The sequence below is a fragment of the Geobacillus sp. E263 genome, from assembly GCF_007197795.1.
GTDB lineage: Bacteria > Bacillota > Bacilli > Bacillales > Anoxybacillaceae > Parageobacillus_B > Parageobacillus_B toebii.
Map to the genome: position 1 here is coordinate 1,399,381 of NZ_CP041632.1, position 24,360 is coordinate 1,423,740.

Annotated in this window: 23 protein-coding genes and 1 pseudogene; 21 read left to right on the plus strand and 3 right to left on the minus strand. The window is 41.6% G+C overall.

Translation table 11 applies throughout. From position 1 onward, the window contains the following. Positions 1-12 precede the first annotated feature (12 nt). Positions 13-1,266: a dihydrolipoamide acetyltransferase family protein gene (locus FNL97_RS07265; protein WP_143415301.1), complete on the plus strand. Its 1,254-nt coding sequence runs from the start codon at positions 13-15 to the stop codon at positions 1,264-1,266. Next, positions 1,267-2,715: a dihydrolipoyl dehydrogenase gene (gene lpdA, locus FNL97_RS07270; protein ID WP_062755149.1), complete on the plus strand. Its 1,449-nt coding sequence runs from the start codon at positions 1,267-1,269 to the stop codon at positions 2,713-2,715. On the opposite strand, the gene FNL97_RS07275 is transcribed toward lpdA, so the two are convergent. After that, positions 2,707-3,015 carry a hypothetical protein gene (locus tag FNL97_RS07275; protein WP_223812193.1) on the minus strand — a complete coding sequence of 103 codons (309 nt, stop codon included), beginning with the start codon at positions 3,013-3,015 and terminating at the stop codon, positions 2,707-2,709. The genes lpdA and FNL97_RS07275 overlap by 9 nt on opposite strands. Positions 3,016-3,318: 303 nt before the next feature. Here FNL97_RS07275 and FNL97_RS07280 point away from each other — a divergent pair, with 303 nt between their 5' ends. After that, entirely contained in the window at positions 3,319-4,488 is a 1,170-nt protein-coding gene (locus tag FNL97_RS07280; RefSeq protein WP_021292746.1) for an ISL3 family transposase, read from the plus strand. Positions 4,489-4,858: 370 nt separating this feature from the next. Beyond that, complete coding sequence (locus FNL97_RS07285) at positions 4,859-5,578, plus strand: CAP domain-containing protein (RefSeq protein ID WP_062755151.1); 720 nt, start codon at positions 4,859-4,861, stop codon at positions 5,576-5,578. Positions 5,579-5,648: 70 nt separating this feature from the next. On the opposite strand, the gene FNL97_RS07290 is transcribed toward FNL97_RS07285, so the two are convergent. Further along, positions 5,649-6,539 (minus strand): LysR family transcriptional regulator, encoded by an 891-nt coding sequence (locus FNL97_RS07290; protein WP_143415302.1) that lies wholly within the window; start codon positions 6,537-6,539, stop codon positions 5,649-5,651. 202 nt (positions 6,540-6,741) lie between these two features. On the opposite strand from FNL97_RS07290, the gene hpaB reads away from it, so the two are divergent. From hpaB to FNL97_RS18850, 17 genes are all read left to right on the plus strand, one after another. Beyond that, positions 6,742-8,217: a 4-hydroxyphenylacetate 3-monooxygenase, oxygenase component gene (hpaB, locus tag FNL97_RS07295; RefSeq protein ID WP_062677983.1), complete on the plus strand. Its 1,476-nt coding sequence runs from the start codon at positions 6,742-6,744 to the stop codon at positions 8,215-8,217. 23 nt (positions 8,218-8,240) lie between these two features. After that, on the plus strand, positions 8,241-9,224 hold the full coding sequence (hpaD, locus tag FNL97_RS07300) for a 3,4-dihydroxyphenylacetate 2,3-dioxygenase (protein ID WP_062677982.1): 984 nt from the start codon (positions 8,241-8,243) through the stop codon (positions 9,222-9,224). A gap of 20 nt (positions 9,225-9,244) precedes the next feature. Next, positions 9,245-10,666 carry an aldehyde dehydrogenase family protein gene (locus FNL97_RS07305; protein ID WP_143415303.1) on the plus strand — a complete coding sequence of 474 codons (1,422 nt, stop codon included), beginning with the start codon at positions 9,245-9,247 and terminating at the stop codon, positions 10,664-10,666. Positions 10,667-10,689: 23 nt separating this feature from the next. Further along, the gene (locus FNL97_RS07310) at positions 10,690-11,166 is read left to right on the plus strand and encodes a flavin reductase family protein (RefSeq protein WP_172713570.1); all 477 of its coding nucleotides are present in this window, start codon (positions 10,690-10,692) and stop codon (positions 11,164-11,166) included. 4 nt (positions 11,167-11,170) lie between these two features. After that, positions 11,171-12,049, plus strand: coding sequence for an adenylyltransferase/cytidyltransferase family protein (locus FNL97_RS07315; RefSeq protein WP_172713571.1), 879 nt, complete (start codon positions 11,171-11,173; stop codon positions 12,047-12,049). A gap of 123 nt (positions 12,050-12,172) precedes the next feature. After that, positions 12,173-13,090 carry a 2,4-dihydroxyhept-2-ene-1,7-dioic acid aldolase gene (gene hpaI, locus FNL97_RS07320; protein WP_081188912.1) on the plus strand — a complete coding sequence of 306 codons (918 nt, stop codon included), beginning with the start codon at positions 12,173-12,175 and terminating at the stop codon, positions 13,088-13,090. A gap of 24 nt (positions 13,091-13,114) precedes the next feature. Further along, positions 13,115-13,930, plus strand: coding sequence for a fumarylacetoacetate hydrolase family protein (locus tag FNL97_RS07325; RefSeq protein ID WP_143415305.1), 816 nt, complete (start codon positions 13,115-13,117; stop codon positions 13,928-13,930). After that, the gene (locus FNL97_RS07330) at positions 13,905-14,642 is read left to right on the plus strand and encodes a fumarylacetoacetate hydrolase family protein (RefSeq protein WP_062677977.1); all 738 of its coding nucleotides are present in this window, start codon (positions 13,905-13,907) and stop codon (positions 14,640-14,642) included. Before FNL97_RS07325 ends, FNL97_RS07330 begins: the two co-directional genes overlap by 26 nt. Before the next feature lie 18 nt (positions 14,643-14,660). Then, positions 14,661-15,047, plus strand: a complete 387-nt coding sequence (locus FNL97_RS07335; protein ID WP_062677976.1) for a 5-carboxymethyl-2-hydroxymuconate Delta-isomerase — start codon at positions 14,661-14,663, stop codon at positions 15,045-15,047. A gap of 22 nt (positions 15,048-15,069) precedes the next feature. Further along, positions 15,070-16,584, plus strand: coding sequence for a 5-carboxymethyl-2-hydroxymuconate semialdehyde dehydrogenase (hpaE, locus tag FNL97_RS07340; RefSeq protein ID WP_143415306.1), 1,515 nt, complete (start codon positions 15,070-15,072; stop codon positions 16,582-16,584). Positions 16,585-16,637: 53 nt separating this feature from the next. Beyond that, a complete protein-coding gene (locus tag FNL97_RS07345; RefSeq protein WP_062677974.1) occupies positions 16,638-17,282 on the plus strand; it encodes a GntR family transcriptional regulator in 645 nt (214 codons plus the stop codon). A 252-nt stretch (positions 17,283-17,534) separates the two neighbouring features. After that, positions 17,535-18,704 carry an ABC transporter substrate-binding protein gene (locus tag FNL97_RS07350; protein WP_062755163.1) on the plus strand — a complete coding sequence of 390 codons (1,170 nt, stop codon included), beginning with the start codon at positions 17,535-17,537 and terminating at the stop codon, positions 18,702-18,704. 82 nt (positions 18,705-18,786) lie between these two features. Continuing rightward, positions 18,787-19,668, plus strand: a complete 882-nt coding sequence (locus tag FNL97_RS07355; protein ID WP_062677972.1) for a branched-chain amino acid ABC transporter permease — start codon at positions 18,787-18,789, stop codon at positions 19,666-19,668. A gap of 14 nt (positions 19,669-19,682) precedes the next feature. Next, positions 19,683-20,747 (plus strand): branched-chain amino acid ABC transporter permease, encoded by a 1,065-nt coding sequence (locus FNL97_RS07360; RefSeq protein ID WP_062677971.1) that lies wholly within the window; start codon positions 19,683-19,685, stop codon positions 20,745-20,747. Next, positions 20,744-21,520, plus strand: coding sequence for an ABC transporter ATP-binding protein (locus tag FNL97_RS07365; RefSeq protein WP_143415307.1), 777 nt, complete (start codon positions 20,744-20,746; stop codon positions 21,518-21,520). The genes FNL97_RS07360 and FNL97_RS07365 overlap by 4 nt, the downstream gene beginning before the upstream one ends. After that, positions 21,521-22,276, plus strand: a complete 756-nt coding sequence (locus tag FNL97_RS07370) for an ABC transporter ATP-binding protein (protein ID WP_062677969.1) — start codon at positions 21,521-21,523, stop codon at positions 22,274-22,276. A 97-nt stretch (positions 22,277-22,373) separates the two neighbouring features. Next, positions 22,374-22,559: a flavin reductase family protein gene (locus FNL97_RS18850; RefSeq protein ID WP_375781772.1), complete on the plus strand. Its 186-nt coding sequence runs from the start codon at positions 22,374-22,376 to the stop codon at positions 22,557-22,559. A 281-nt stretch (positions 22,560-22,840) separates the two neighbouring features. Here FNL97_RS18850 and FNL97_RS07380 read toward each other — a convergent pair. Next, a pseudogene (locus FNL97_RS07380) lies at positions 22,841-24,280 on the minus strand (IS1182 family transposase). Between the last annotated feature and the right edge of the window lie 80 nt (positions 24,281-24,360).

The following is a 24,360-nucleotide window of genomic DNA, read 5'->3' on the forward strand; positions in this document are numbered from 1 at the left end:
GGGGTAGAAACAATGGAAGTGAAACTTCATGATATCGGTGAAGGAATGACCGAAGCTACCGTATTAAATTATCTGGTCAAAAAAGGAGATCATGTAAAGGCAGACCAACCGCTAGTCGAAGTACAAACGGATAAAATGGTAGCGGAAATTCCCGCACCAGCCGCAGGTATCATCCAAGATATTCTCGTTCCCGAGGGGGAAACGATTTCAGTTGGCACGACGATTCTTACGTTAGAAACAAAATCATCGCCACTTGCAGAAACGCCGTCCAGTCAGCCAAATGTGGCGACGGAATCCACTCGCCCGTTTGCCATCAAAGAAGAAGAGACTGTTTCCGTTAAGCGGACGATAAAACGGCGCGTGCTTGCCTCGCCGTATACACGGAAAATTGCCCGCAAACACGGAGTGGATTTGGAACAAGTTGTCGGTACAGGACCAGGCGGCCGAATTACTGACGATGACGTGTACCGCTTTATCGAAACTAACAATACGAAGCAAACGAATCATTCGTCGATCGCAGGCAGCGATGTGGAAGCTCAATCATTCGAAAAAGTGGGTGACAACTCACAATCATCTTCCATCATCCCGTTCCACGGTCGCCGCAAGCAAATCGCGAAAAAAATGGCGCAATCGTTATATACGATTCCGCATTGTACGCATTTTGAAGAAGTCGATGTCACCGAGCTCATCCGATTCCGTGAAGAGCTGAAACAGCAAAACTTCCATATTTCCGCAACGGCGTTTTTCATTAAAGCGTTGTCGCTCGCGTTAAAGCAGTTTCCAATATTTAATTCTAAGCTTGATGAAGAACGCGAAGTGATCCATCTTCAGCAAGAGCATCATATTGGCATTGCCGTCGACACAAAAGAAGGATTAATCGTGCCAGTCGTCAAACATGTCGAATGCAAGTCACTGCGGGAGATTCATGAAGAAGCGAAACATCTCACGAAAAAAGCGCAAGAAAACAAATTGACGCTTCAAGAAATGACAGGAAGCACGTTCACCATCAGCAACGTAGGTCCGCTCGGTGGCAGCATTGGCGCAACACCAATTATTAATTATCCGGAAGTAGCACTTATGGCGTTCCATAAAACGAAAAAACGTCCTGTTGTCATGGAAAATGATGAAATCGCAGTTCGCTCAATCATGAACATCTCGATGTCATTTGACCACCGCGTCGCCGATGGTGCGACGGCTGTGGCGTTTACAAACTATTTTGTAAGACTGATCGAAAATCCAAAACTAATGTTAATGGAGTTGGTGTAAATGGTAGTTGGAGAACTTGCCCATGAACGAGATGTCGTCATCATTGGCGGAGGACCAGGCGGATATAACGCTGCGATTCGCGCTGCCCAGTTTGGTCTGTCTGTCACACTCATCGAAAAAGAGGAGCTCGGTGGTGTTTGCTTGAACAAAGGCTGTATTCCGTCAAAAGTGTTCACTCATGCTGCGCAGAAAATGGCAGAGCTTCCTCACATTGAGGAAATCGGGATTGAATTGGGACATGTTTCGTTTCAATTAGGAAAACTACAAAACTATAAGACAAAGGTAGTTACTCAGCTTCGTCAGGGCGTAGAAGCGCTTTGCAAAGCGAACCGTATCGAAGTCATCCGCGGCAAAGCGTCCTTTTTAGCGGAAGACCGCATCGGCGTTGAATCGGGAGAAGTGTTTGACGTGTACCGCTTTCGGCACGCCATCATTGCCACCGGGGCATCGTACGTTTCACCACCATCCATCAATATTGACCATGAACGCATTTTAAACGTGTATTCGATATATGGATTGGAAACATTACCCAACCATTTGATCGTTTACGGAAACGACTATATCGTGATTGAAGTGGCAATGAGTTTTCGCGCGTTTGGTTCGCAAGTGTCTGTCATTACGGATGATGGCACATTTGGGCTAGATGAAACGGTCGCTAATGAATTGCAGAGAATATGGAAAAAACGGAAAATCAAACTTTATCAGCATTGTAAAGTAGAAAGCGTCACGTTATTGCTGGATGCCGTTGCCGTCACGTTAAAGACAAAGACAGGAGAAACGGTGACGGTCGAGGGCTCGCATGTATTTGTGGCATGCGAAGCGAAAGCGAACATTGATGAATTAGGCATCGACCGTCTTGGCATCCAGCGCACGGAGCAAGGATTTATTGAGATCAACCATCAAGCGAGAACATCGCTTCCCCATATTTTCGCTGTGGGGGATGTAACAGGCGGGCCGATGCTTGCAGTGAAAGCAGTCAAACAAGGAAAAGTCGCCGCTGAAACAATCGCTGGAAAACAGTCCGAAATCGACCTCACCTTTCTTCCAACGATTGTACATTCCATTCCGCCGATAGCGAGCGTTGGATTGACGGAAGACGAAGCAAGAGTGCAGTATGAGGACATTCGTGTCGGAAGTTTTCCGATAACTGGAAACGGATATGCTAGTATTATTGGCCAAAAAGATGGATTGGTAAAAATCATTAGTGATGTAAAACAAGATGTGATACTAGGCGTTCATATGATCGGTGCGGGAGCGGTTGATCTCATTTCGAGCGGAATTATTGGATTGGAAATGGCCGCACGTGAGGAGGATATGAAATTTCCTTTTTACCCGCATCCGAGTAGCAATGAAAGTTTGTTAGAAGCAGTAGAAGCATTACGAGCGGAAGCAGTTCATCTCCTGCCAGCAAAGCAGAAAAAGAGCGAGAAAAAAGCAGTCTCACACTGAGACTGCTTCTGTTTGGAAAAGGTCATGGTGCTTTATTTGAAGTGTCTGTTTCAATTCGGCGAGGGAAGGAGATTTGTTTTCAAATGTATATACATCAAGGCAGACAAGGGAATATTCATTGCCAGGATCAAAAACAACAGTAATAACCTCTTCCGTTCCGCAGTCAAATTGTTGAAACACATCCGCGCTACACTGATGGATATCTAACATGTTGTATTTCTCACGAACAACGTAATATCCTTCCTTTAACTGCCCTGCAAACAAGTTTTCCGTACCAACTAACTCATGAACGATCATCATTGCACGCTCCCTAGAATATGAAATATTACCTAATCGCACTATTACTATACTACAAAATTAAAGCAAATATAATGATTTTAAGACAATGTTCGAAAAATTGTCATGAAATCATAAAGACTTGACGAGACGCTATAAAAAATTCTTGCAAAAACTTTCAAACAAAATGTTATATTGTAACACTATCGGCTCTTCACCACAAAATGTACTTGACAATCAGGTTGTTTTCTGATCAAGGGTACAAAAAATGCGAAATTTCCTGTATGGTAAAGGTGACCAAACCATCAACCATGGAGGAAATTTCGCATGCAATCTCAGTTTATCAAAGATTTGATCACTTTACCAGGCTTTCTTATTCATGGAGAACGAAAAGAGGGAGAACGATGGATTTTTGAACTTTCCCTCCCTCCTCATTGTCCGATCTGCCCGACTTGCTTCGGACGGACAACCAAAATATCATCGAAACGAAAACAATGGATTCATGGCTATACCAATACGGTCGGTTTATTTTGGATTGAACTTCCCATAGAAAGACGGCGTTGCCAAGCCTGTTTTCTGACGTTCACCGTTTCTTATCCGGGACTTCCGTCTCACAGTATCGCGACGGAATCGTTTCAACATTGGGTCGCCCAGTTATGCATCGGAAAAACGATTCAAGAAGTCGCTCGCTTGTTACAACTCGCCTATACGACAGTAGAACGCTGGTTTTATCAATATGCCCCGGCTCTTTTACCAACATCGAATCCTACAGTAGTATGTGTGGATGAATTCGCTTTCCGAAAGGGACATGATTACGGAGTAGCGGTGATGGACACACAGACTCGGAATGTCCTTTCCATTGCTTCTGGAAAAAATGAAGAAGCCATTGTGGAGGCGCTTCAACCCGTCGCCTCCAAAGTGAAGTATGTTGTCAGCGACTTGGCTCCTGCCATGAGAAAAGCCATTGAAAAGGTATGTCCAAAAGCCATCCATGTTCTTGACCACTTCCATGTGATTCAGTTATTCACCGATGCACTGGAACGTTGTCGCAAATACCTTGCCAAAGGCGGAACCAAACATGGAAGCGTTCGCCGCGTGTGCCGATTGTTAAGCCAACGTCCAGAAAAATTAACAGAAGAAGAGAGACAGGAAGTTCGACAATGGTGCCAAGAAAGTGCTTATTTACGTGATGTCTATCAAGCACTTCAACATTTCCGTTACGTATCCAAAAGCCAAACAAGAAAGCAAGCCGAAACTCGTTTGACCCAATGGTTTGACCGGTACCTTTTTAGCGACTGTGCCGCCGTACGCAGTATTGCCAAGGCACTCATCACCCGAAGAGACGCAGTGCTTTCTTGCATCGTTTTTTCTTACTCAAATGGTCCAATGGAAGGAATCAACAACAAAATAAAATTGATCAAAAGGCGAGGATATGGGTATCGAAATATCCAGCGTTTTACTTTGCGTGTCCGTCTAGAGACCTCTATCACATTTTAACGTAAAAATCAAGTACATCTTTTGGTGATGAACCACACTATCGTAAAAAATGTTAATTTTTACCCTTTTCTTAAACTTTGTCAATCTTTATTTTTAAGTAATAGATGGGTAGGATTACTATTTATTCAGCTCACTTTATGATGTGGCTGAATAGTTACCATTACAAAAAAGGATTTAATAATAATGAAAGATAATTTTTTACAACCCTAGTTCTCATCGGGGATAGACTAGGATTTTTTTATGAAAAAATCCCTTCTTGCAGAACAATAATGGTAAATTAATGTAATTACCATATTTATCTAAAAATTTTACAAAAAACTCGTGTTATGATGTATGTGCAAGCAAGAGTGAGATTGAAGGAGGAGAAACAATGAATAAAAAAATCGTATTTTCACTTGCTGCATCTTTAGCGATTGTAGGAGCATCTTTTACAACTACAACAGCGAAAACGGAAGCGGCAGGGCCTGCCCCATGTCCGTCTATCCAAAACTATGAAGTTAAAACTGTCTATCCATCTAATATTCAAGATATCGAAAAATGGGTGCAGTTTATTTTAGATCAAACAGGATATGCAGAAGTGGCAAAAACAGTACAGCCAAAACCAGCCACAACTACTGTCCAAAAACCATCAGCGAATGTACAAACTCCTGTAAGCAAGCCAGCAACGCAGGCGCCTGCACCAAGTCAAAAAGCAAATGTAAATGAAGCAGGATTAAAAGCTTATGAACAACAAGTAGTAGATTTAACGAACAAAGAAAGAGCGAAATATGGCTTGCCGCCTTTAAAGGTTGATTTAGCGTTAAGCAAAGTGGCCCGTGAAAAGTCAAGAGACATGGCAGTGAACCATTATTTCTCCCATAACAGCCCGACATATGGTTCTCCGTTTGAAATGATGAGAAAATTCGGCATTTCTTATACGGCCGCCGGAGAAAATATTGCAAAAGGCCAACGGACTCCGCAAGAAGTAGTGGCGGCTTGGATGAATAGCCCAGGCCATCGGGCGAATATTTTGAACAAAAACTACACGCATATCGGAGTAGGTTTTGAAGAAAACGGATATATCTGGACACAACAATTTATAAGAAAATAAGGATCAATGATTCTGAGGCTGTCCTCAAAAGGTCGTTTTACGGCCTTTTGGGACAGCCTCCATAATTTTGTTATTTACTACTGAGTTCTGTTTTTAAAATTTCTAAAAAATGGATAGAACTTTTTGATATATAGCGATTTTTTTCAATAATAACTGCTGCTTCAGCCTGGATAGAGGAATCTATAATTTCAAGTACGGTGATTTCTGGAATCCGGAAAATGGAAACAGTAGATTTTGGTACAATTGTTGCTCCAACTCCTTTGGAAACTAGCGATAATAATATAGTAACGTCAGGGCACTCACAAATAATTTTTGGTTCAAAACCGTGACGTCGGCATTCATTAATAACGAGTTCATATTGACCTTTTCCACTGATTCGATGGAGAAGAAGAAGAGGAATATCAGTAAATTCTTTCATGTAAATATAATGGTGATGATATTTCCATTGCTTTGGTATAACAGCTACGTAAGGGTCACTTGGCAAACTAATAATTTCATATTGATTAGAATCAATTGGAAGACGAACGATACCAATTTCAATTTCTCGTTGTTTTAACAATTCGCTAATTAGAAAACTATCTCCCTCTCTTAAATGAAATTTAACATCTGGGAAATTTTTGTTGAATTTTTTTATTGTTTCAGGTAAGTAGAAAAAACAAGATTTTACGCATCCTATGGACAGTATACCTTTGATTCCTTCATTTGTTTCTCGAACTTCTAAAATAGCATCATCTAATTGCTGTAGTAACTGTTTTGCTTTATGATATAAAATTTTTCCTGATTCAGTTAATTCTAATTTTTTACCGTTTCTTTCTAGCAACGTAACTCCCAAAGTTTCTTCGAGCTGTTTTAGCTGTTGGCTTAGCGGAGGTTGAGCAATATGTAGTTTTCTAGCCGCTTTTGTAATTTGCCCTTCTTCAACAATTGTCGCAAAATATTTTAATTGTTTTATATCAATCATGCTTATTCTCCTCTCTTGTATATATTTTTCATATACTTAACCAATGTTTTTTATATTTTTCATATATGAAATCATATGTTATATTAATTCTAAAGATTCAGAAAATAATTCTGGTGAAAGAGGTGAGTTTTTAAACAAAGGAAATCGCTTACTATTGTAATTATACATGAAAATGGAAAAAGAATGTAGGAGGGAATAACAAATGCCAGCAAAAACAGGTAAAGAGTATATCGAACGTTTAAAAAAAGCGAAAAGTAATGTCTATATTCACGGGGAAAAAGTTGAGGATGTTACCGAACATCCAGCGTTTAAAAATGTCATTCAATCGATGGCACGTCTGTATGATCTTCAATACGAAAAGCCGGGAAAAATGTTATATACGTCACCAACAACGGGAAACAAAGTTGGTATGACATATATTCAGCCTACGACGAAGGAAGAATTGATTGCCAGACGGGAAGCAACGCAAGAATGGGCACGTACTTCCGCGGGAATGATGGGGCGTTCACCAGATTACTTGAATGCGGAAGTGATGGCGATGGGAGTAGCTAATGACTTGTTTGCCGAAGATGACCCGATGTTTGCTGAGAACGCGAGAAATTATTATGAATATGCACGTGAAAACGATATTAGCCTTACACATACACTCATTCATCCACAAATGAACCGTTCAAAAGCTCAACATGAACAAAAAGATGCAAACGTTCCTTTGCATTTAGTGGAAAAAAGAAAAGATGGCATTATCGTTGATGGTATCCGTCTATTGGCGACGCAAGGTGGAATTACTGACGAAATTTTAGTATTTCCGTCCACGGTTAAAAAAGTGGGATCAGGTGAAGATCCATACTCGTTAGCGTTTGCCATTCCAAATAATACTCCAGGTGTAAAATTTATTTGCCGTGAAGCGTTTGACTACGGCAAAAGCGTTTGGGATCATCCACTAAGCTCGCGTTTTGAAGAAGGGGATGCCATCGTTTCATTTGAAAACGTATTCGTTCCATGGGAGCGCGTGTTTGTTTGTGGGAATTCTTCCATTTGCAATCGGACGTTCCGCGAAACAAACGCAGTTGTTCATATGTCTCATCAAGTGGTAGCCAAAAATATTGTGAAAACAGAATTTATCCTCGGTGTTGTTCTTTGTATTATGGATGCAATTGGTATTGAACAATTCCAGCATGTCAAAGACAAAGGAACAGAAATTATGTTAGTGCTCGAGACGATGCGCAGCCATTTATATCGGGCGGAACATAACGCTAAATTGGACAAATGGGGAACGATGACGCCAGATTTTGAGGCGCTTGACGCTGCAAGAAATTGGTATCCGAGGATTTATCCGCGTCTAGCAGAAATTGTGCGCATTCTTGGCGCCTCTGGATTGATGGCGATTCCGACCGAAGCTGACTTCAACAATGAAGAAATCGGCTCGATTGTGCGAAGAGCGATGCAAGGGGCAAATATCGATGGATATGAGCGCGTGCAATTGTTCCGTTTGGCGTGGGATATGACAATGAGCGCCTTCGGAAGCCGGCAAACGCATTATGAATACTACTTTTTTGGTGATCCAATCCGTATGGGAATGACTTATTTTGATAACTATGAAAAAGATTATTACAAAAATTTAATTTACGAATTTTTAGGAACACCGAAGCTTGCTAATGTTTCTGTCAATACTAATTAATCAAAAAGAGGGGGCTAAATCGTATGAAGTTTAATATTATCCGCTGTGCGAGGGCAGTGTTAAGAGTGACCGATTTAAATGCTTCACGTGATTTCTATGAACGTGCTCTAGGCTTTGTTGTGACTGAAGCAGACAACAACCATCTATATTTAAGAGGATTGGAGGAATACCATCATCATAGTTTATTGTTGAAAAAAGCGGAACAACCTAGTGTAGAAGTTATTAGCTATAAAGTGCATTCTGAAGAAGATTTAGAGGCTTTGTATCACTTTTTCCGACAAAAACAGCTGAATCCGAAATGGATAGAAGAAGGTCAACAACATGCAATTGGAAGAGCCTTCCGTGTTCAAGATATATCTGGCCTCCCATTGGAATTTTTTGTGAAAATGGATACGGTTGAACGGCTGTTGCAGCGATATGACTTGTATCGTGGTGCGAGAGTACAGCGAATTGATCATTTTAACTGCATGGTTACAGATGTGCAAAAAGCGTACGATTTTTATGTAAAAGAATTAGGGTTTGCTTGTTCAGAATATACAGAAACAGAAGATAAACAGTTATGGGCAGCTTGGTTGCATCGGAAACCGAACGTTCATGATGTTGCGTTTATGAATGGCAAAGGGCCACGTCTTCACCATATTGGCTTTTGGCTTTCCGATCAACTTAGCCTGATTCACGCTTGCGATGTGCTTGCTTCGATGGGATATGCCTCGAGCATCGAACGAGGGCCGGGCCGCCACGGGTTGTCCAATGCCTTTTTCCTTTATTTGCGGGACCCAGATGGGCATCGAATTGAATTATATACGGGAGATTATTTAACAAGTGATCCTGATTTTCAACCGATTCGTTGGGATATTAACGATCCGCGTCGCCAAACATTCTGGGGACATCAAGCTCCAGACAGCTGGTTTGAAGAGGCATCCATAGTGCTAGATGTTCATGACGATAAAACGGTAGAAGTAAAAGAACCAACTTTGCAAAAAATGAAACCTACATTCATTATTTAAAAAATAAAGGGAAGAGAGATATGAGAAAAAAATTATTTATTGATGGAAAATGGGTGAAAGCCGAAAAATACACTTCACTTCTATCTCCATATAATGAAAAAATCATTGCTGAAATTCCTGTTGCTACTTTAAACGATGTCGATCAAGCAATTGCAGCTGCTTACCATGCGCGTGAAAAAATGGCGAAAATGCCGAAACATGAACGGGCAAAAATTTTAGAAAACGTAGCCTCCTTGTTAGAACAACGAAAAGAGGAGGCTGCACACATCATTGCACAAGAGTCCGCTAAACCGATTCGCACAGCATTAGAAGAAGTCAATCGTACGATCCAAACATACAAATTTTCATCAGAAGAGGCAAAGAGGATTCATGGCGAAACGCTGCCGTTAGATGCGGCACCTGGTGGGGAAAATCGAATTGGTTATACTATTCGGGAGCCAATTGGTGTGATCGGGGCGATTACTCCATTTAATTTTCCGATGAATTTAGTTGCTCACAAAGTTGGACCTGCTATTGCTTCTGGAAATACGATTGTCTTAAAGCCAGCTTCGCAAACACCGCTATCCGCTTTCTTTATCGCCGAACTACTGCAAGAGGCTGGCTTGCCTGATGGTGCATTAAATGTTGTGACAGGTAGAGGGAGTCTTATTGGTAACCAAATTGTACAGGATGAACGAGTGAAAATGATTACGTTCACAGGAAGTCCTCAAGTAGGAATTGCGATTCGCAACAAAGCAGGGTTAAAACGTGTCACACTTGAACTTGGTTCCAATTCAGCTGTAATTATTGATGAAGGTGTAGATTTACGTTCAATTGTTCCGAGATGTGTGAAAGGGGCATTTTCCAACCAAGGTCAAGTATGCATATCTTTGCAACGAATTTATGTGCATAAAAATATATACGAAGAATTTGTTGATCGATTTGTGTCAGAAACAAGAACATTGACAATCGGCGATCCGCTCCATGCCAGCACAGATATATCTGCATTAATCTCTAAAAATGACGTGCAGCGTGTATTAAATTGGATTGAAGAAGCAAAACAAGCTGGGGCTACGGTGGCAACTGGAGGAGATATAACAGGAAACATCGTACATCCTACGGTGCTGCTTCATACAAAGCCAGATATGAAAGTTTCCTGTCAAGAAGTATTTGGCCCTGTCGTTCTCATCAATAAAGTAGCTTCCGTAGAAGAAGCAATTCAATTTGTTAATGATTCTCGATATGGGTTACAGGCAGGAATTTATACGAATCATATTGCCCGTGCTTTGGATGCGGCAGAGAAGCTAGAAGTAGGCGGGGTAATGATCAATGATATTCCAACATTTCGTGTTGATCATATGCCGTATGGTGGAGTAAAAGAAAGCGGGATAGGAAGAGAAGGGATTAAATATGCTATAGAAGAAATGACAGAGTTGAAATTAGTAGTGATAAACCGACAGTGATCGTGATAAAAGGAGTGAAGAAAGTGGACGATCGTACATTTAGAAATGCGATGGGGAAATTTGCAACCGGTGTTACTGTCATTACGTCCTCTTTAGACGGTCAAGTGCGTGGAATGACAGCAAATGCATTTATGTCAGTGTCATTAAATCCGAAGTTGATTCTTATTTCTGTTGGAGAAAAGGCTAAAATGAATTCAGTCATTCAACAAACAGGGAAATTTACTGTCAATATTTTATCTGATCAACAACAAGATCTTTCTATGTTATTTGCTGGACAATTAAAAGAAGAGCGGAACGTGGAATTTAATTGGATTGATGGCCATCCGATATTACCAGATGCCTTAGCCAATATTTTGTGTGATGTCGATACATCATATATCGCAGGGGACCATACGTTATATATTGGAAAAGTAACAGACATTTACATGAAAGAAGGCGATCCGCTGTTATTTTTTGAAGGAAAATACCGCAATATCGCTAGCCTTTCAAATGGGGGATGAGTCGGTGAAAGTTATTTATATAGACAAAAACACAGACTTGTCTGCCTTTAAGCCTGAACCATGTGTAATGGCGCTCGGTTTTTTTGACGGAGTACATGTAGGTCATCGAAAGATTATTGAAACGGCAAAACGCCTCGCAAAAAAGAAACAATTAACACTGGCCGTGATGACATTTTTTCCGCATCCAAGCCAAGTGATTCCGACATCTAAAAAAGTGAACTCGTATCTTTCCCCTCTATCAATAAAACAAGAGATTTTTGCAAAATTAGGAGTGGAAAAGTTTTATATTGTCAAATTTGATGAGGATTTTTCGAAACTTTCTCATAGAGAATTTGTTGATCGATTTCTTATTTCTCTCTGCTGCCGTCATGTGGTGGCAGGATTTGATTTTACGTACGGATATAAGGGAAAAGGGACAATGGAACAGCTCGAACAGGACGGAAAGGGGATATTTGAAGTTACAACCGTTCCAGAAGTGAAGTATCAAAACAAAAAAATTAGTTCTTCGATGATTCGGCAGTTATTATTGTCCGGAATGGTTCATGATGTTCCGCATTATCTTGGGGATTATTATAGTGTTTTGTGTACGATCACTAATTCAGAAGAAGAGGATAAAGAAAAGATGACTTTTCATGCCCGATTAGAATATGATTATATGATTCCGAAAATAGGTGAATATGTCGTTCAAATAGAAATAGGCAGAAACTATTATAGAGGAATCTGCAATATTTCTACCAAAACTTTACACACGAATATGTTGAATGGAACGATTATTGGATTAAACAAAATAAACGATAAACAATCTATAAAGCTCGCTTTTATTAGACGTCTGTCAGATGAAGAAAAATCTGCCAATAATAAAAAATTAAAGTCAGTTATATAGAAAAACTAGCTTACGAAATATCATATATGATTTACTCGTTGAAAACATATATAATTTTATATATAATATAATCAAATTTTAGAAAATTAAGAAATGAACAGAAATTATAGGAGGGCATATTTTATGGCTTACGAAGAGATTAAACAAAGATTAAGAGGGTCCATCGCTCCTGTCATTACACCGTTTGACAGCGAAGGGAATATCGATTTTGAAACGATGAAAAAATTAATTGACTGGCAAATTGAAAGTGGAAGCCATGGAATTTCCGTCACAGGAACATCGGGAGAACCTAGTTCCTTAACGATTGAAGAACGTAAGAGAGTAATGGAAACAGCGAAAAAAGCAGTAAATGGAAGAGTTCCATTTATTCCGGCGACCGGTTCCACGAATCATGCGGAAACACTTGAATTGACAAAGTTTGCTCAAGAGATTGGCGCGGATGCTGCTATGGTGATTGTGCCTTACTATAATAGACCATCCCAGCAGGCACTTTATAAGCATTTCAAAGCTGTCGCTGATTCGGTAGATATTCCGATTATTATTTATAACATTCCAGGAAGAACGGCAGTGAATTTAGAAGTGCGGACGATGGCGCGGCTAGTAGAAGATTGTCCGAATATTATCGGAGTGAAAGAGTCCAATAAAGATTTTGAACACGTCAATCGCGTTCTTCTTTATTGCGGCAGAAATTTTCTCTTATTCTCCGGTATTGAGTTATTATGCTATCCGATGCTAGCAATTGGTGGAGCAGGATCGATTAGTGCAACGGCAAATGTGGCACCAGCAAAAGTAGCGGAAATGCACAACGCATGGTTTGAAGGAGATGTGAAACGGGCGCAAGATCTTCATTTTGAACTGATGGAGTTAAACGATATTTTATTCATAGAAACGAATCCAGGACCGGTAAAGGCAGCGTTAGGAATGATGGGAAAAATTACACCGAAGCTACGGCTGCCGCTTGATTTGCCAAGCGAAGAGATTCAAGAGAAAATCCGGCAAACGCTCGTGAAATACAATCTATTAACGGAAGTAACATCATGATTGCCGGGAGCGTGGTGGAAACAGGTGGCTAAAGCATTTTTTAAAATTGCTGGAATTTCTTATACGATGGAGTCGGAAGTAGATCCAGAGAGAAATACAGTGATCATTGATGGAACGGAGTACGATGCGAATCAACTGCAATGGGGAGCACCAGCGATGGGTGCCATTTACGGCGTACTTTTAAACTACAAAGAGGAATGGGAGCGGTTTCGGAAGCAAATGACGAAGCCGCCGTACCATCACCCTCCTAGTGCTCCGATTTTGTATATGAAACCAAGCAATACGGTAAATGTGCATGGGGGATGTATTCCATTGCCAGATGATGCGTCTGAGCTGCAGGTCGGGGCGGCGCTTGGCGTGGTCATTGGGCAAACTGCGACAAAGGTCGCAAAAGAACGTGCATTCGATTATATCGATGGATATACGATCGTAAACGATGTTACCATTCCGCACGAAACGATTTATCGTCCCGCTGTAAAGGAACGCTCAAGGGATGGATTCGCTCCGATGGGACCTTGGGTGGTCGAGAAAAAGGAAGTGGTTGACCCAGATTCGCTCGATATACGAGTGTTTGTCAATGGCCGCTTAGTCCAGCATAATAACACGAAACATTTAATGCGTCCTGTAGCGTCATTATTGGCTGATATTACTGAGTTTATGACGCTATATCCAGGGGATGTCCTACTTGTTGGTGTTCCAGAAGGTGCGCCGCTTGTGAAAGCAGGAGATCATGTACGCATTGAAATCGAAAAAATCGGAAGTTTAGAAAACACGGTTGTGCATGAAAGCGATTGGATAAAGGAGATTGGACGTCATGAAACGCGCGCGCGTAGCGTTTAACGGTGCTGTTTACGGGGCGGTAGTAGAGGAAAGTGGGCTCCTGCGATTGAATAATGGACGCACCGTGAAAGAAGAGGAAGTAACATGGCTTCCTCCTGTTGAGCCGCGGACGATTTTCGCGTTAGGACTAAATTATGCCGATCATGCACAAGAATTATCGTTTTCGGCCCCGAAAGAGCCGCTTGTCTTTTTCAAAGGGCGAAATACATTAATTGGACATCGCGGCGAAACACCAAGACCTCCCGATGCAACGTTTATGCATTATGAATGTGAGCTTGTTGTTGTAATCGGAAAAACGACGCGGAAAGTTAAGGCGGAAGAAGCATATGAATATGTGCAAGGCTATACAATTGCGAACGATTACGCAATTCGCGACTATTTGGAGAATTATTATCGCCCGAATTTTCGTGTGAAAAATCGCGATGACTGCACGCCGATTGGTCCATGGCTGGTCGATAAGGCCGATATTGATGACCCGATGAATCTCACGTTGCGGACATATGTGAACGGGAAGTTGGTACAAGAAGGAAATACGAAAGATATGATTTTTAGTATCCCGGCACTAATCGAGTATTTAAGTAGTTTTATGACGCTGAATGCCGGCGATATGATACTCACTGGAACACCAAAAGGAGCAGTCAATGTCAATGTAGGCGATGAGGTCGTCGCCGAAATCGAAAAAATCGGCCGATTAATGAACAAAATCGTATGACAAAGGGGGCCCGTTTTCATGCCTCACTTTATTTTGGAATACACCGATAATATTGCAAAAGAAGCGAATATTCATGAACTATTGCGCAAAGTTCATCAAGTGCTTATCTCGCAAAGCGATTTGTTCCCGATCGGCGGCATTCGTTCACGAGCGATTGAATTAAAAGAATATTACGTTGCCGACGGCACAGAGGACGATGCGTTTGTGCACGGCACGTTGAAAATCGGCGCAGGACGTTCGGAAGAGGATAAAAAAGCGGTTTGTGAGGAAATTTTTAGCGTCATGAAGGAGCATTTCTCCGCGCTTTACGAAAAGCGGTACTTGGCGCTATCTCTAGAACTACATGAATTTAGTGAATCGGGAACATACAAACATAATAATATTCATCGCCGTTACCAAACGTAATCACTCTTTAGGAGGGAAAAGAATGGCAGACAAAATCAGCAACGTGCTTCACTATATCAATGGAGAATTTGTTGAGGGTGCATCAGGCAACTATTTTGAAAATATAAATCCATTTACGAACGAAGCCATTAATGAAGTGGCAGAAGGCTTGAAAGAGGATATTGACGCAGCTGTCCGTGCGGCGAAAGAAGCGTTTGACAATGGTCCGTGGCGAACGATGGCCGTCCAAGAACGAATGACATATATTTTGCGGATTGCCGATTTAATTGAAAAATATGCGGAGGAAATTTCGTATTTGGAATCGCTTGATACGGGGCTTCCCATCAGCCAAACGAAAAAGCAGGCGGCTCGTGCTGCCGAAAACTTCCGATTTTATGCGGAAATGGTGAAAAGCCGCATGGTTGGGGAAGCGTATCACGTGGACGGACAATTTCTCAATTACACCATTTACAAACCAGTCGGTGTAGCAGGATTAATTACGCCGTGGAACGCGCCATTTATGCTAGAAACATGGAAAGTTGCGCCGGCTCTGGCTACTGGAAATACCGTTGTGTTGAAGCCAGCCGAATGGTCGCCGCTGACGGCAAATAAACTGGCAGAAATTATTCATGAAGCGGGGCTGCCAAAAGGGGTATTTAACGTTGTGCACGGCTTTGGAGAAACCGCAGGAGCTTCCCTTGTCGCCCATCCGGATGTGCGTCTCATTTCCTTTACTGGCGAAACGGCAACAGGCTCGGAAATTATCAAAAACAGCGCCGATACGTTGAAAAAGACGTCGATGGAATTAGGCGGAAAATCTCCGGTTATCGTCTTTGCGGATGCGGACTTAGAAAAAGCGCTTGATGCGGTAGTATGGGGCATTTTCTCCTTCAATGGCGAAAGATGCACCGCCAATTCCCGCCTGTTTTTAGAAAAATCGATTTATGATTCGTTTGTCGAAAAACTCAAGGAACGAGTGAAAAATATTTCCATTGGCGACCCGATGGATCCTTTGACGGAAGTCGGACCACTCATTCACCGAAAACATTGGGAAACGGTGATGAATTATATCGAAATCGCAAAACAAGAAGGAGCGGAAGTTTATTCGGCGGACGTTCCGGAGGAGCTGAAAAAAGGAAACTTTGTACCGCCTACGCTGCTATTGAATTGTCATAACAGCATGAAAGTGGCGCAGGAAGAAATTTTTGGCCCAGTTATGGCAGTAATGTCATTCGAAACGGAAGAAGAAGTGATTCGAATGGCAAATGACGTAAAATACGGACTAGCGGCATATGTATGGACGAACGATATAAAACGAGGCCATCGCATCGCCCAATCGATCGAAAGCGGAATGGCGTGGGTAAATTCGCAAAACGTCAGGGATTTGCGCATTCCGTTTGGAGGCACGAAATACAGTGGTATCGGCCGCGAAGGCGGTCATTACAGCTTCGACTTTTATACGGAAGTGCAAGTGATTCACGTTTCTATCGGCGATCATCCGATACCAAAATTCGGAAAATTGAAACAACCTTCCGCTGCTTCCGCCCAACATGGATAAAATAGAAAAATTACATGCTTGTGAGCATATAGCATATGATATATGATAATAGTATGGAATCCAAAACAAAAAACAAAACACAAATTGCCTATGAATATATTCTTTCTCGCATCGAAAACGGCTTGTATGGGCCAGGATATCGGATCGTCATCGATCAAATTGCCCGAGAGTTAAGCTTGAGTAGCATTCCGGTCAGGGAGGCAATCCGCCAATTGGAAGCGGAAGGGTGGATTCAATATAAGCCTTACACGGGTGCTATCGTCAGCAACATTAACGAGAAAGAATATTTAGAAACGTTGTCTGTCTTGGCGGTGCTTGAAGGATACGCGACAGCGTTAAGCTCCAGTAATATGAAGGAGGGGATGATTCAACAATTAACAGAATTAAATAAAAAGATGGAGCAGGCGCTGCAGGAATTTGACTTTGAGCGATTTAGTGAACTCAATTATGAATTTCATGCGCTCATTTACAAACATTGTGGCAACGCGTATTTAGAAGAGCAAATTAAGCAAATTTGGCAGCGAATGAGGCGAATCCGCGCGTATGGGTTCACCTTTGTGCCGCAGCGGGCGAAGGAATCCATTAAAGAACATGAAGAAATTATCCGGCTGTTAAAGGAACAAGCGCCACGAAACGAAATTGAGGGCTTTGTTCGTCAGCACAAATTAAATACGGTGGAAGCTTTCAAAAATCGCTAGTATCACTTCTCCATTCAACTAAAGCGGTAATGCTTTAGTTGAATGGGATGATAAATAAGTGATTGTCATTTACGCTTTGTCATATATTATTTCATATACCGAAAATGTATAAATGCTACCTCCTATCTTACTACGACTCCAGTTTTTTGCCTCTCTTTGCATAAATAATTCGTGCCACACAGCTGTGTGTAGACTTCGCATAAATGAAAACGGTACCATTTATCAGGATTTTTAAGGGGGATTCGATGAGGGATGAGAAAGTTTTTATCGGTCATGATATCTATGTTATGCGTATTCATTCTTGCTTCGTGTGGCAAGGAACATTCAAGCGGCTCCGAATCCGAAGTGATTAAAATTGGTGGAATATTTTCTGCTTCTGGGGGAGCTGCGCCATTAGGAAAACCGGAAATGGAAACAGTGAAGATGCTAGTCAAGGAACTGAATGAAAATGGTGGGGTTAATGGCAAAAAAATAGAATTGATTACTTATGATGATAAGTCTGATCAAAATGAAGCCGTATTATCCACGAAAAAACTTATTGAACAAGAAAAAGTCACAGCGATTATTGGTGGTACGATTAGCGGTAATGCACTCGCCATGATTCCTCAAATCGAAAAAGCAGGTATTCCATACATCTCCTTAGCAGCTAGTAAACAAATAGTCCAACCTGATGATCATTCTCCAAGAAATTGGACATTTAAAACCGCTCAAGGTGACGACATCGTGATTTCTAAACTATTAAGCTATTTAAAAGAAAATGGCCTACAAAAAGTGGCATGGCTCAATGTCGCGAACGCTTACGGAACAAGCGGACATGAGGAATTTAAACGTTTAGCCCCTAATTACGGGATAAAAGCAATTATTGAAGAAGAGTTTGAAGCAACCGTAGACGATGCAAAAGCGATGCTGACGAGAGTGAAAAAAGCAAACCCTCAAGCGATTATCGTATGGGGGACCACTCAAGAATCAGCAGTTGTTACAAAAAATATTCATCAGTTAGGTATTCATATACCAGTTATTGAAAGCCATGGAATCGGTACAAAGAGCTTTATTGATTTAGCGGGGGAAGCAGCGGAAGGGGTTATCTTCCCAATTGGACGTATTTTAGTGGCAGAACAATTGCCGGATAGTGATCCGCAAAAAGAAATGTTACTGAATTATAAGAAAGATTTTGAGAAAGCGTATAACTATGAACCAACTACATTTGGCGGACATGCATGGGATGCGTTCCATTTATTGATCAATGCGATCAAAGAAGCAGGAACGGATAAAGAAAAAATAAAAGAAAAATTGGAAAACACGAAAAACTTTATTGGAATATCGGGAATCTTTAATATGACGAAAAACGATCATACCGGATTAACAGCGGATAGCTTAGTAATGGTGCAAATCAAAGATGGCAAGTTTGTGCTTGCGGAGTAAAACCTCGTATAAGGAGGGAATTAGATGACTAATTCCCTTTCTTTTACATTAAAGAATGATTAGAAAAGGAAGTGGGAAGAAGATGGATGTATGGAGTCAGTTTGTGCAGTTACTTTTTTCGGGATTGACGGTTGGTAGCATTTATGCATTAGTCGCACTGGGATTTGTGATTACCTATAGCATTACTGGTATTTTAAACCTAGCTCAAGGTGATTTTGCGATGCTGGGGGCGCTTATTTGCATTTCCTTTGTAAACAGCGGTTTTCCTTTTATTCTCTCTATATTGCTTAGTGTTGTTTTAGTGATGATCATTGGTGTATTATTTGAAAGATCTGCCATTCATCCAGCGAGGCATTCATCTACAGCTACATTAATTATTATTACGATTGGGGTAGCGTTTGTTTTTCGTGGAATCGCGATTTTTGTTTGGGGAACGCAGCCTTATGCGTTACGACCGTTTACCGGCAATGATTCCTTACAGATTTTCGGGGCTGTCATTCAAACACAAAATATATGGGCGATTGGAATTTCTTTAATAAGTTTAGCCGTTTTATATTTCTTCTTTAATAAGACCTATATGGGAAAAGCGGTGACAGCTTGCGTCGTGAATCCTTTTGCTGCTCGTCTAATGGGAATTCAACCACGAAAAATGTCATTTGGGGCCATTGTTATCAGCGCGGGGCTTGGGGCATTAGCAGGAATCATTATTGCTCCTATTTCTGGCGCTTCGTATGACATGGGAGTGATGATAGGACTAAAAGCATTTATCGCCGCGGTAATTGGAGGACTGACAAATGCGCCCGCTGCCATTGTCGGAGCTTTTATAATAGGGATTTTGGAGGCGTTTACAGAGGGATATTTTTCTTCAGGGTATAAAGATGCGATTAGTTTCGGATTACTTTTGCTTGTTTTGTTTTTTATGCCAAATGGAATTTTTGCAAAGGCGTCTGGGAAACGGGTATAAGGGGGAAAAGCAATATGGGCCTAGATTTAAATAAAGTATATAACAGAAGCACAAAAGGATCGATTCTGTTTGTTGTAATTTTGCTTGGCCTGCCACTTGTTTTTTCAACGAATAACTATTTGTTAAGCACGCTTATTATGATTGGATTTTATACGATTGTGAGCACAGGATTGACATTACTGATGGGATACGCAGGACAAATATCGCTAGGACAAGCGGCATTTTACGGAATAGGAGCTTATACGTCTGCATATTTCACTACCCACTTTGGACTTTCTCCATGGCTTGCCATGATGGTGGGAGCGGTTATCGCGGCAATGGTAGCATTTATTATTGGCATTCCTGCATTTCGATTAAGAGAACATTACTTAGCATTGGCTACTTTAGGTTTTGGTGTCATTGTATTCACTTTTTTTAAGGAATGGAAAGAAATAACTGGTGGACTAAACGGATTTTTTGGAATTCCGCCTATCAGTCTATTTGGGATTACCATTCAAACGGATTTTCAGTTTTATTATCTTGTATGGATCTTCGCATTGATCGGCATTCTTTTTGCTCGTAATATTGTTCAATCTAGAATAGGCAGAGCGTTGTTATCAATTCATGGAAGTGAAGTTGCAGCGAATTCGCTAGGAGTGAACATTACAAAATATAAGCTGCAAATGTTTATGATCAGCGCCATTTATGCAGCCGTTGCAGGCAGTTTGTACGCGCATTATGTTACATTTATTAACCCGCAATTATTTGAAATGATTACGTCTATTTATTTTTTAATTATGGTTGTAATAGGTGGAACTGGAAACGTCTGGGGTGGTTTGATTGGCGCGGCAGTATACGTATGTCTAGGAGAGCTGTTAAAAGAGATTGTCCCGCTATTTATTCCGAATGCGAGCGGGGAATTTGAGATTGTATTTTTTGGAATTTTGCTTGTTATTATTCTTATTTACATGCCAAACGGATTGTCTCATTCCATATCGAAAATAGTAAAACGAGTGTTACCTGCCTGGCGACGAAAAAACGAGTCAATGCTTGTTTCGGAAAATGAGAATGCCAGTTCTATAGGGGGCGAACGTCTATGAAGGAAAATGTACTTTTACAAGTCCATCAATTATCAAAATCGTTTGGAGGCGTTCATGCCGTGCAGAACGTTTCGTTTCACGTTCATGATCGAGAAATTGTTGCGGTCATTGGACCGAACGGGGCAGGTAAGACGACGCTGTTTAATGTTATTACAGGTATTCTCTCGCCAACGAGCGGTTCTATTGTTTTCAAAGGGAGTTCCACCGTTGGTAAAAAACCTTTTCAGCTTGCACAGTTAGGAATAACAAGAACGTTTCAAAATCTTCAAGTGTTTGGAAATATGACCGTAATTGAAAATGTTATGGTTGGTCTGCACCCGCGGTTAAAAACGGGGATATTCAGCGCGGGGATTCGTTTGCCGCGGGTGTCAAAAGAGGAGAAACAAGCGCTGGAACAAGCATTCGCATGTCTGCAACAAATTGGAATTGAACATCTTGCTTTTGAAAAAGCAGACGTATTACCGTACGGAACGCAGCGGTTAGTAGAGATCGCAAGAGCAGCTGCCTCCAATCCTTCCCTTATTTTGTTAGATGAGCCGATGGCTGGGTTAAATCCGCATGAATCAAAAAAATTAGTCGAGGTTTTATTGACTATGAGAAGCAATGGCATGGCATTTTTGTTTGTCGAACATGATATGGAAACGGTGATGTCGATTGCGGATCGAATCGTTGTATTAGATTACGGAAAGAAAATCGCGGAGGGGAGCCCTGAAGAAATTTCACAGCACCCGGATGTCATTAAAGCGTATTTAGGGGAGGAGGAGATGATATAGATGCTGGCGTTAAATGATCTTCATGTTTATCACGGTCATTTGCACGTACTAAAAGGAATTCATTTGCAAATTGGTAAAGGGGAAATTATGGCGATTGTGGGGGCAAACGGAGCAGGAAAGAGCACGTTGCTAGGTACAATTGCAGGCATATATCTACCGAAAGAGGGCGAAATTATTTTTGAAAACGAGGCACTTCCTTATGGGAAAGTAGAACAAATCGTAAAAAAGGGGATTTGCCTCGTTCCGGAGCGCCGACAAATTTTCGATGATTTGTCTGTAAAAGATAACTTACTGTTAGGAGCGTATCATCGATATCGGCACGATTTTCAGCAAGTGATGAGGGATTATGAAAACGTGTTGGAAGTTTTTCCAAAGTTAAAAACGATGCTAGACAGACCCGGGGGCTTGTTGAGTGGAGGAGAACAACAGATGTTGGCAATCGGACGAGGATTAATGGCAAAACCGACATTGATGTTGTTAGATGAACCTTCTTTAGGTCTTGCTCCGCTTGTTGTGAAAGAGATTATGAAACTGCTCGAGCAATTACGGGATCAGCTTGGCATGACTATTTTGCTAGTAGAACAAAACGTACGAGCAGCATTGCAAATTGCAGACTATGCTTGTGTGCTCGACCGCGGTGAAATCGCTATTCAAGGCAAAGCGGATGAGCTATTGCACGATGAACGAGTAAAAAATGCTTATTTAGGAATTCAAAAAAGGACCTCATATGATGAGACAACAATATCAAACAAGTAGGAACATAACATAATTAATTAACTCCATTGAAACGCGATGGGAAAATTCGCGACAGGTGTTACGGTTATATCGACATTTTCAAGGAGAAATAAAAGGAATGGCATCAAACGCGTCCATGTCCGCTTCGCTTAATCCGAAGACAGTTCTCGTTTCTATTAGGGAGAAGGCAAGAATGAATCCAATTATTAAACAAACGGGCAAGTTCGCTGTGAACATTTTAGTGAGAGAGCATGAGGATCTTCCCCGCCTGTTTGCCGAGCAACTAAAGGAAGGGAAAAGGTAGATTTCTATGGGTAAACGGACAACCGATTTTACCTTATGTAAATACATAGCTCCTATTTATCGGGGACCATACGATGTATTTTGGCGAAGTGCGGGACATTTTGATGAAAGACGAAGCTGGAGATCCTTTATTGTTCTTTGAAGGGAAGCGAAGCACCGCGAAGGAATAATAAACGAAAAGGCTGTCCCAAAAGGTCGTAAAACGACATTTTGAGGACAGCCTTCTGCTTTGCTTTTACTTCATTTGGATATTTTTTGCTTTCTCAAAGGATCTGCTTCTTCTTATCCCTGTATGTTCTCCCTTTTTCTTTTCATTGGGTTGACGGTGGCCGCCCACTTATTCAAATTGTGGGCAGCACAAATAAGCCCCCATTCCACGGTAATTTTTGGGAGACCTCTTAACAAAAAGCGCTGGAATTGCTGGTTATGCTTGATTTGCCCAAGCACCGGCTCGTTTTCGATACGTTGCCGCTCCTTCTTCCGTGGACAGCCGTTCCCGAATTTCCTGCCGTTGTTGTTTTTTCAAAGAAACGTGGATGGTTTTTGTGTCTTTGTCTTTGGTGCATGCCGCTTGAAACGGGCATCCGGCACATATCGTACAACGATACGTCCGTTTGACGGTGACGTGCCCGTTGTCGGTCGTTTCGTTCCGTTCATACACAAACCCCAACTGTTCCACTTTGGCGCAAATCCACTCATCCAGTTCCTCATCATACGTCATGTTCTCGATTCGGCCGATCTCTTTCGCCTACGATTCGTTTGTTCTAGGCCCAGCGTGTTGTGGCGGAATCCGCAATGGCACGTTTGGGCATTGGGCGTCCATAGGCGGCCAATTGCTCCAAATACGGAATGAAACATCCGGCATCCTCTGCCCGTTGATGCACGCTAAACCCAATGATAAATTGGTTTTCTGTTCCTATTTGTACATTGTATCCCGGTTTTAGCTACCCATTTTTCATATGGTCGTCTTTCATCTGCAGGAATGTCGCATCCGGATCCGTTTTCGAAAAGCTGTTCCGTTCGCCTAACACTTTTTTGTATTCTTCATATTTCTTCTTGCGAAGGAGAAGATCTTATCCCAATTGCCCGTTTGGCTTTCTTTAACGTGCGGTTCTTCGGAACTTTCTTTAAGCGTTCTTCCACTTGTTCGATCACGGCTTCGATCTCTTCCGACGTGATCGGTGAAGCCTCCAGTTTTTCTTGAAAATCCCCTTCTTGTTCCGTCTCTTCATCTTCTTTTGCCACCTGTTCGATCTAGGCAACGATTTTTCGGAATTTCTCTTCCAACTTCTGATCGTACTTTTCTGTTGATTTGCACCAAACAAAGTCGTATTGGTTGGCATTGGCCTCGATTTTCGTTCCATCCAGAAAGTAATCCTCTAGTTTGACGAGCCCTTCTTGACGCAGAAGATCGACAATGGAGAAGAATATTTCGTAAATGACGTCCTTCATCCGTTCCGAGCGAAATCGGTTGATCGTGTGGAAATCCGGTGTTTGATGGCCGGAGAGCCACATAAAGTAAATGTTTTCTTTCAACTGCTTGGCGATTTGGCGAAAGGAGTAGATCCGATTGGCGTAGGCATACAGGATGACTTTCAACATCATTTTCAGGTGATAGGCTGGGCGGCCTCCGCCAGGATAGAGGGAAACGAACAGAGCTGGATCCATTTTTTCTACTGCTAGATCCGCGATCCGGCAAAGATGATGTTCGGGAATGAGAATTCAAGATCCATGGCAAAATCGGTTATAATAAATGTACATAAAAAACTGTCCTTTCTTGGTAGGATTGTGTATACCAAAAA

What these genes read in the sequence shown, in the direction of transcription:
- lpdA (WP_062755149.1), top strand. Translation starts at nt 1,267, where the DNA reads ATGGTAGTTGGAGAACTTGCCCATGAACGAGATGTCGTCATCATTGGC.
- FNL97_RS18850 (WP_375781772.1), top strand. Translation starts at nt 22,374, where the DNA reads ATGGCATCAAACGCGTCCATGTCCGCTTCGCTTAATCCGAAGACAGTT.
- FNL97_RS07355 (WP_062677972.1), top strand. Translation starts at nt 18,787, where the DNA reads ATGGATGTATGGAGTCAGTTTGTGCAGTTACTTTTTTCGGGATTGACG.
- FNL97_RS07335 (WP_062677976.1), top strand. Translation starts at nt 14,661, where the DNA reads ATGCCTCACTTTATTTTGGAATACACCGATAATATTGCAAAAGAAGCG.
- FNL97_RS07345 (WP_062677974.1), top strand. Translation starts at nt 16,638, where the DNA reads ATGGAATCCAAAACAAAAAACAAAACACAAATTGCCTATGAATATATT.
- FNL97_RS07285 (WP_062755151.1), top strand. Translation starts at nt 4,859, where the DNA reads ATGAATAAAAAAATCGTATTTTCACTTGCTGCATCTTTAGCGATTGTA.
- FNL97_RS07330 (WP_062677977.1), top strand. Translation starts at nt 13,905, where the DNA reads ATGAAACGCGCGCGCGTAGCGTTTAACGGTGCTGTTTACGGGGCGGTA.
- hpaB (WP_062677983.1), top strand. Translation starts at nt 6,742, where the DNA reads ATGCCAGCAAAAACAGGTAAAGAGTATATCGAACGTTTAAAAAAAGCG.
- FNL97_RS07275 (WP_223812193.1), bottom strand. Translation starts at nt 3,015, where the DNA reads ATGATGATCGTTCATGAGTTAGTTGGTACGGAAAACTTGTTTGCAGGG.
- FNL97_RS07305 (WP_143415303.1), top strand. Translation starts at nt 9,245, where the DNA reads ATGAGAAAAAAATTATTTATTGATGGAAAATGGGTGAAAGCCGAAAAA.
- FNL97_RS07280 (WP_021292746.1), top strand. Translation starts at nt 3,319, where the DNA reads ATGCAATCTCAGTTTATCAAAGATTTGATCACTTTACCAGGCTTTCTT.
- FNL97_RS07370 (WP_062677969.1), top strand. Translation starts at nt 21,521, where the DNA reads ATGCTGGCGTTAAATGATCTTCATGTTTATCACGGTCATTTGCACGTA.
- FNL97_RS07290 (WP_143415302.1), bottom strand. Translation starts at nt 6,539, where the DNA reads ATGATTGATATAAAACAATTAAAATATTTTGCGACAATTGTTGAAGAA.
- FNL97_RS07365 (WP_143415307.1), top strand. Translation starts at nt 20,744, where the DNA reads ATGAAGGAAAATGTACTTTTACAAGTCCATCAATTATCAAAATCGTTT.
- hpaD (WP_062677982.1), top strand. Translation starts at nt 8,241, where the DNA reads ATGAAGTTTAATATTATCCGCTGTGCGAGGGCAGTGTTAAGAGTGACC.
- FNL97_RS07360 (WP_062677971.1), top strand. Translation starts at nt 19,683, where the DNA reads ATGGGCCTAGATTTAAATAAAGTATATAACAGAAGCACAAAAGGATCG.
- FNL97_RS07265 (WP_143415301.1), top strand. Translation starts at nt 13, where the DNA reads ATGGAAGTGAAACTTCATGATATCGGTGAAGGAATGACCGAAGCTACC.
- hpaI (WP_081188912.1), top strand. Translation starts at nt 12,173, where the DNA reads ATGGCTTACGAAGAGATTAAACAAAGATTAAGAGGGTCCATCGCTCCT.
- hpaE (WP_143415306.1), top strand. Translation starts at nt 15,070, where the DNA reads ATGGCAGACAAAATCAGCAACGTGCTTCACTATATCAATGGAGAATTT.
- FNL97_RS07350 (WP_062755163.1), top strand. Translation starts at nt 17,535, where the DNA reads ATGAGAAAGTTTTTATCGGTCATGATATCTATGTTATGCGTATTCATT.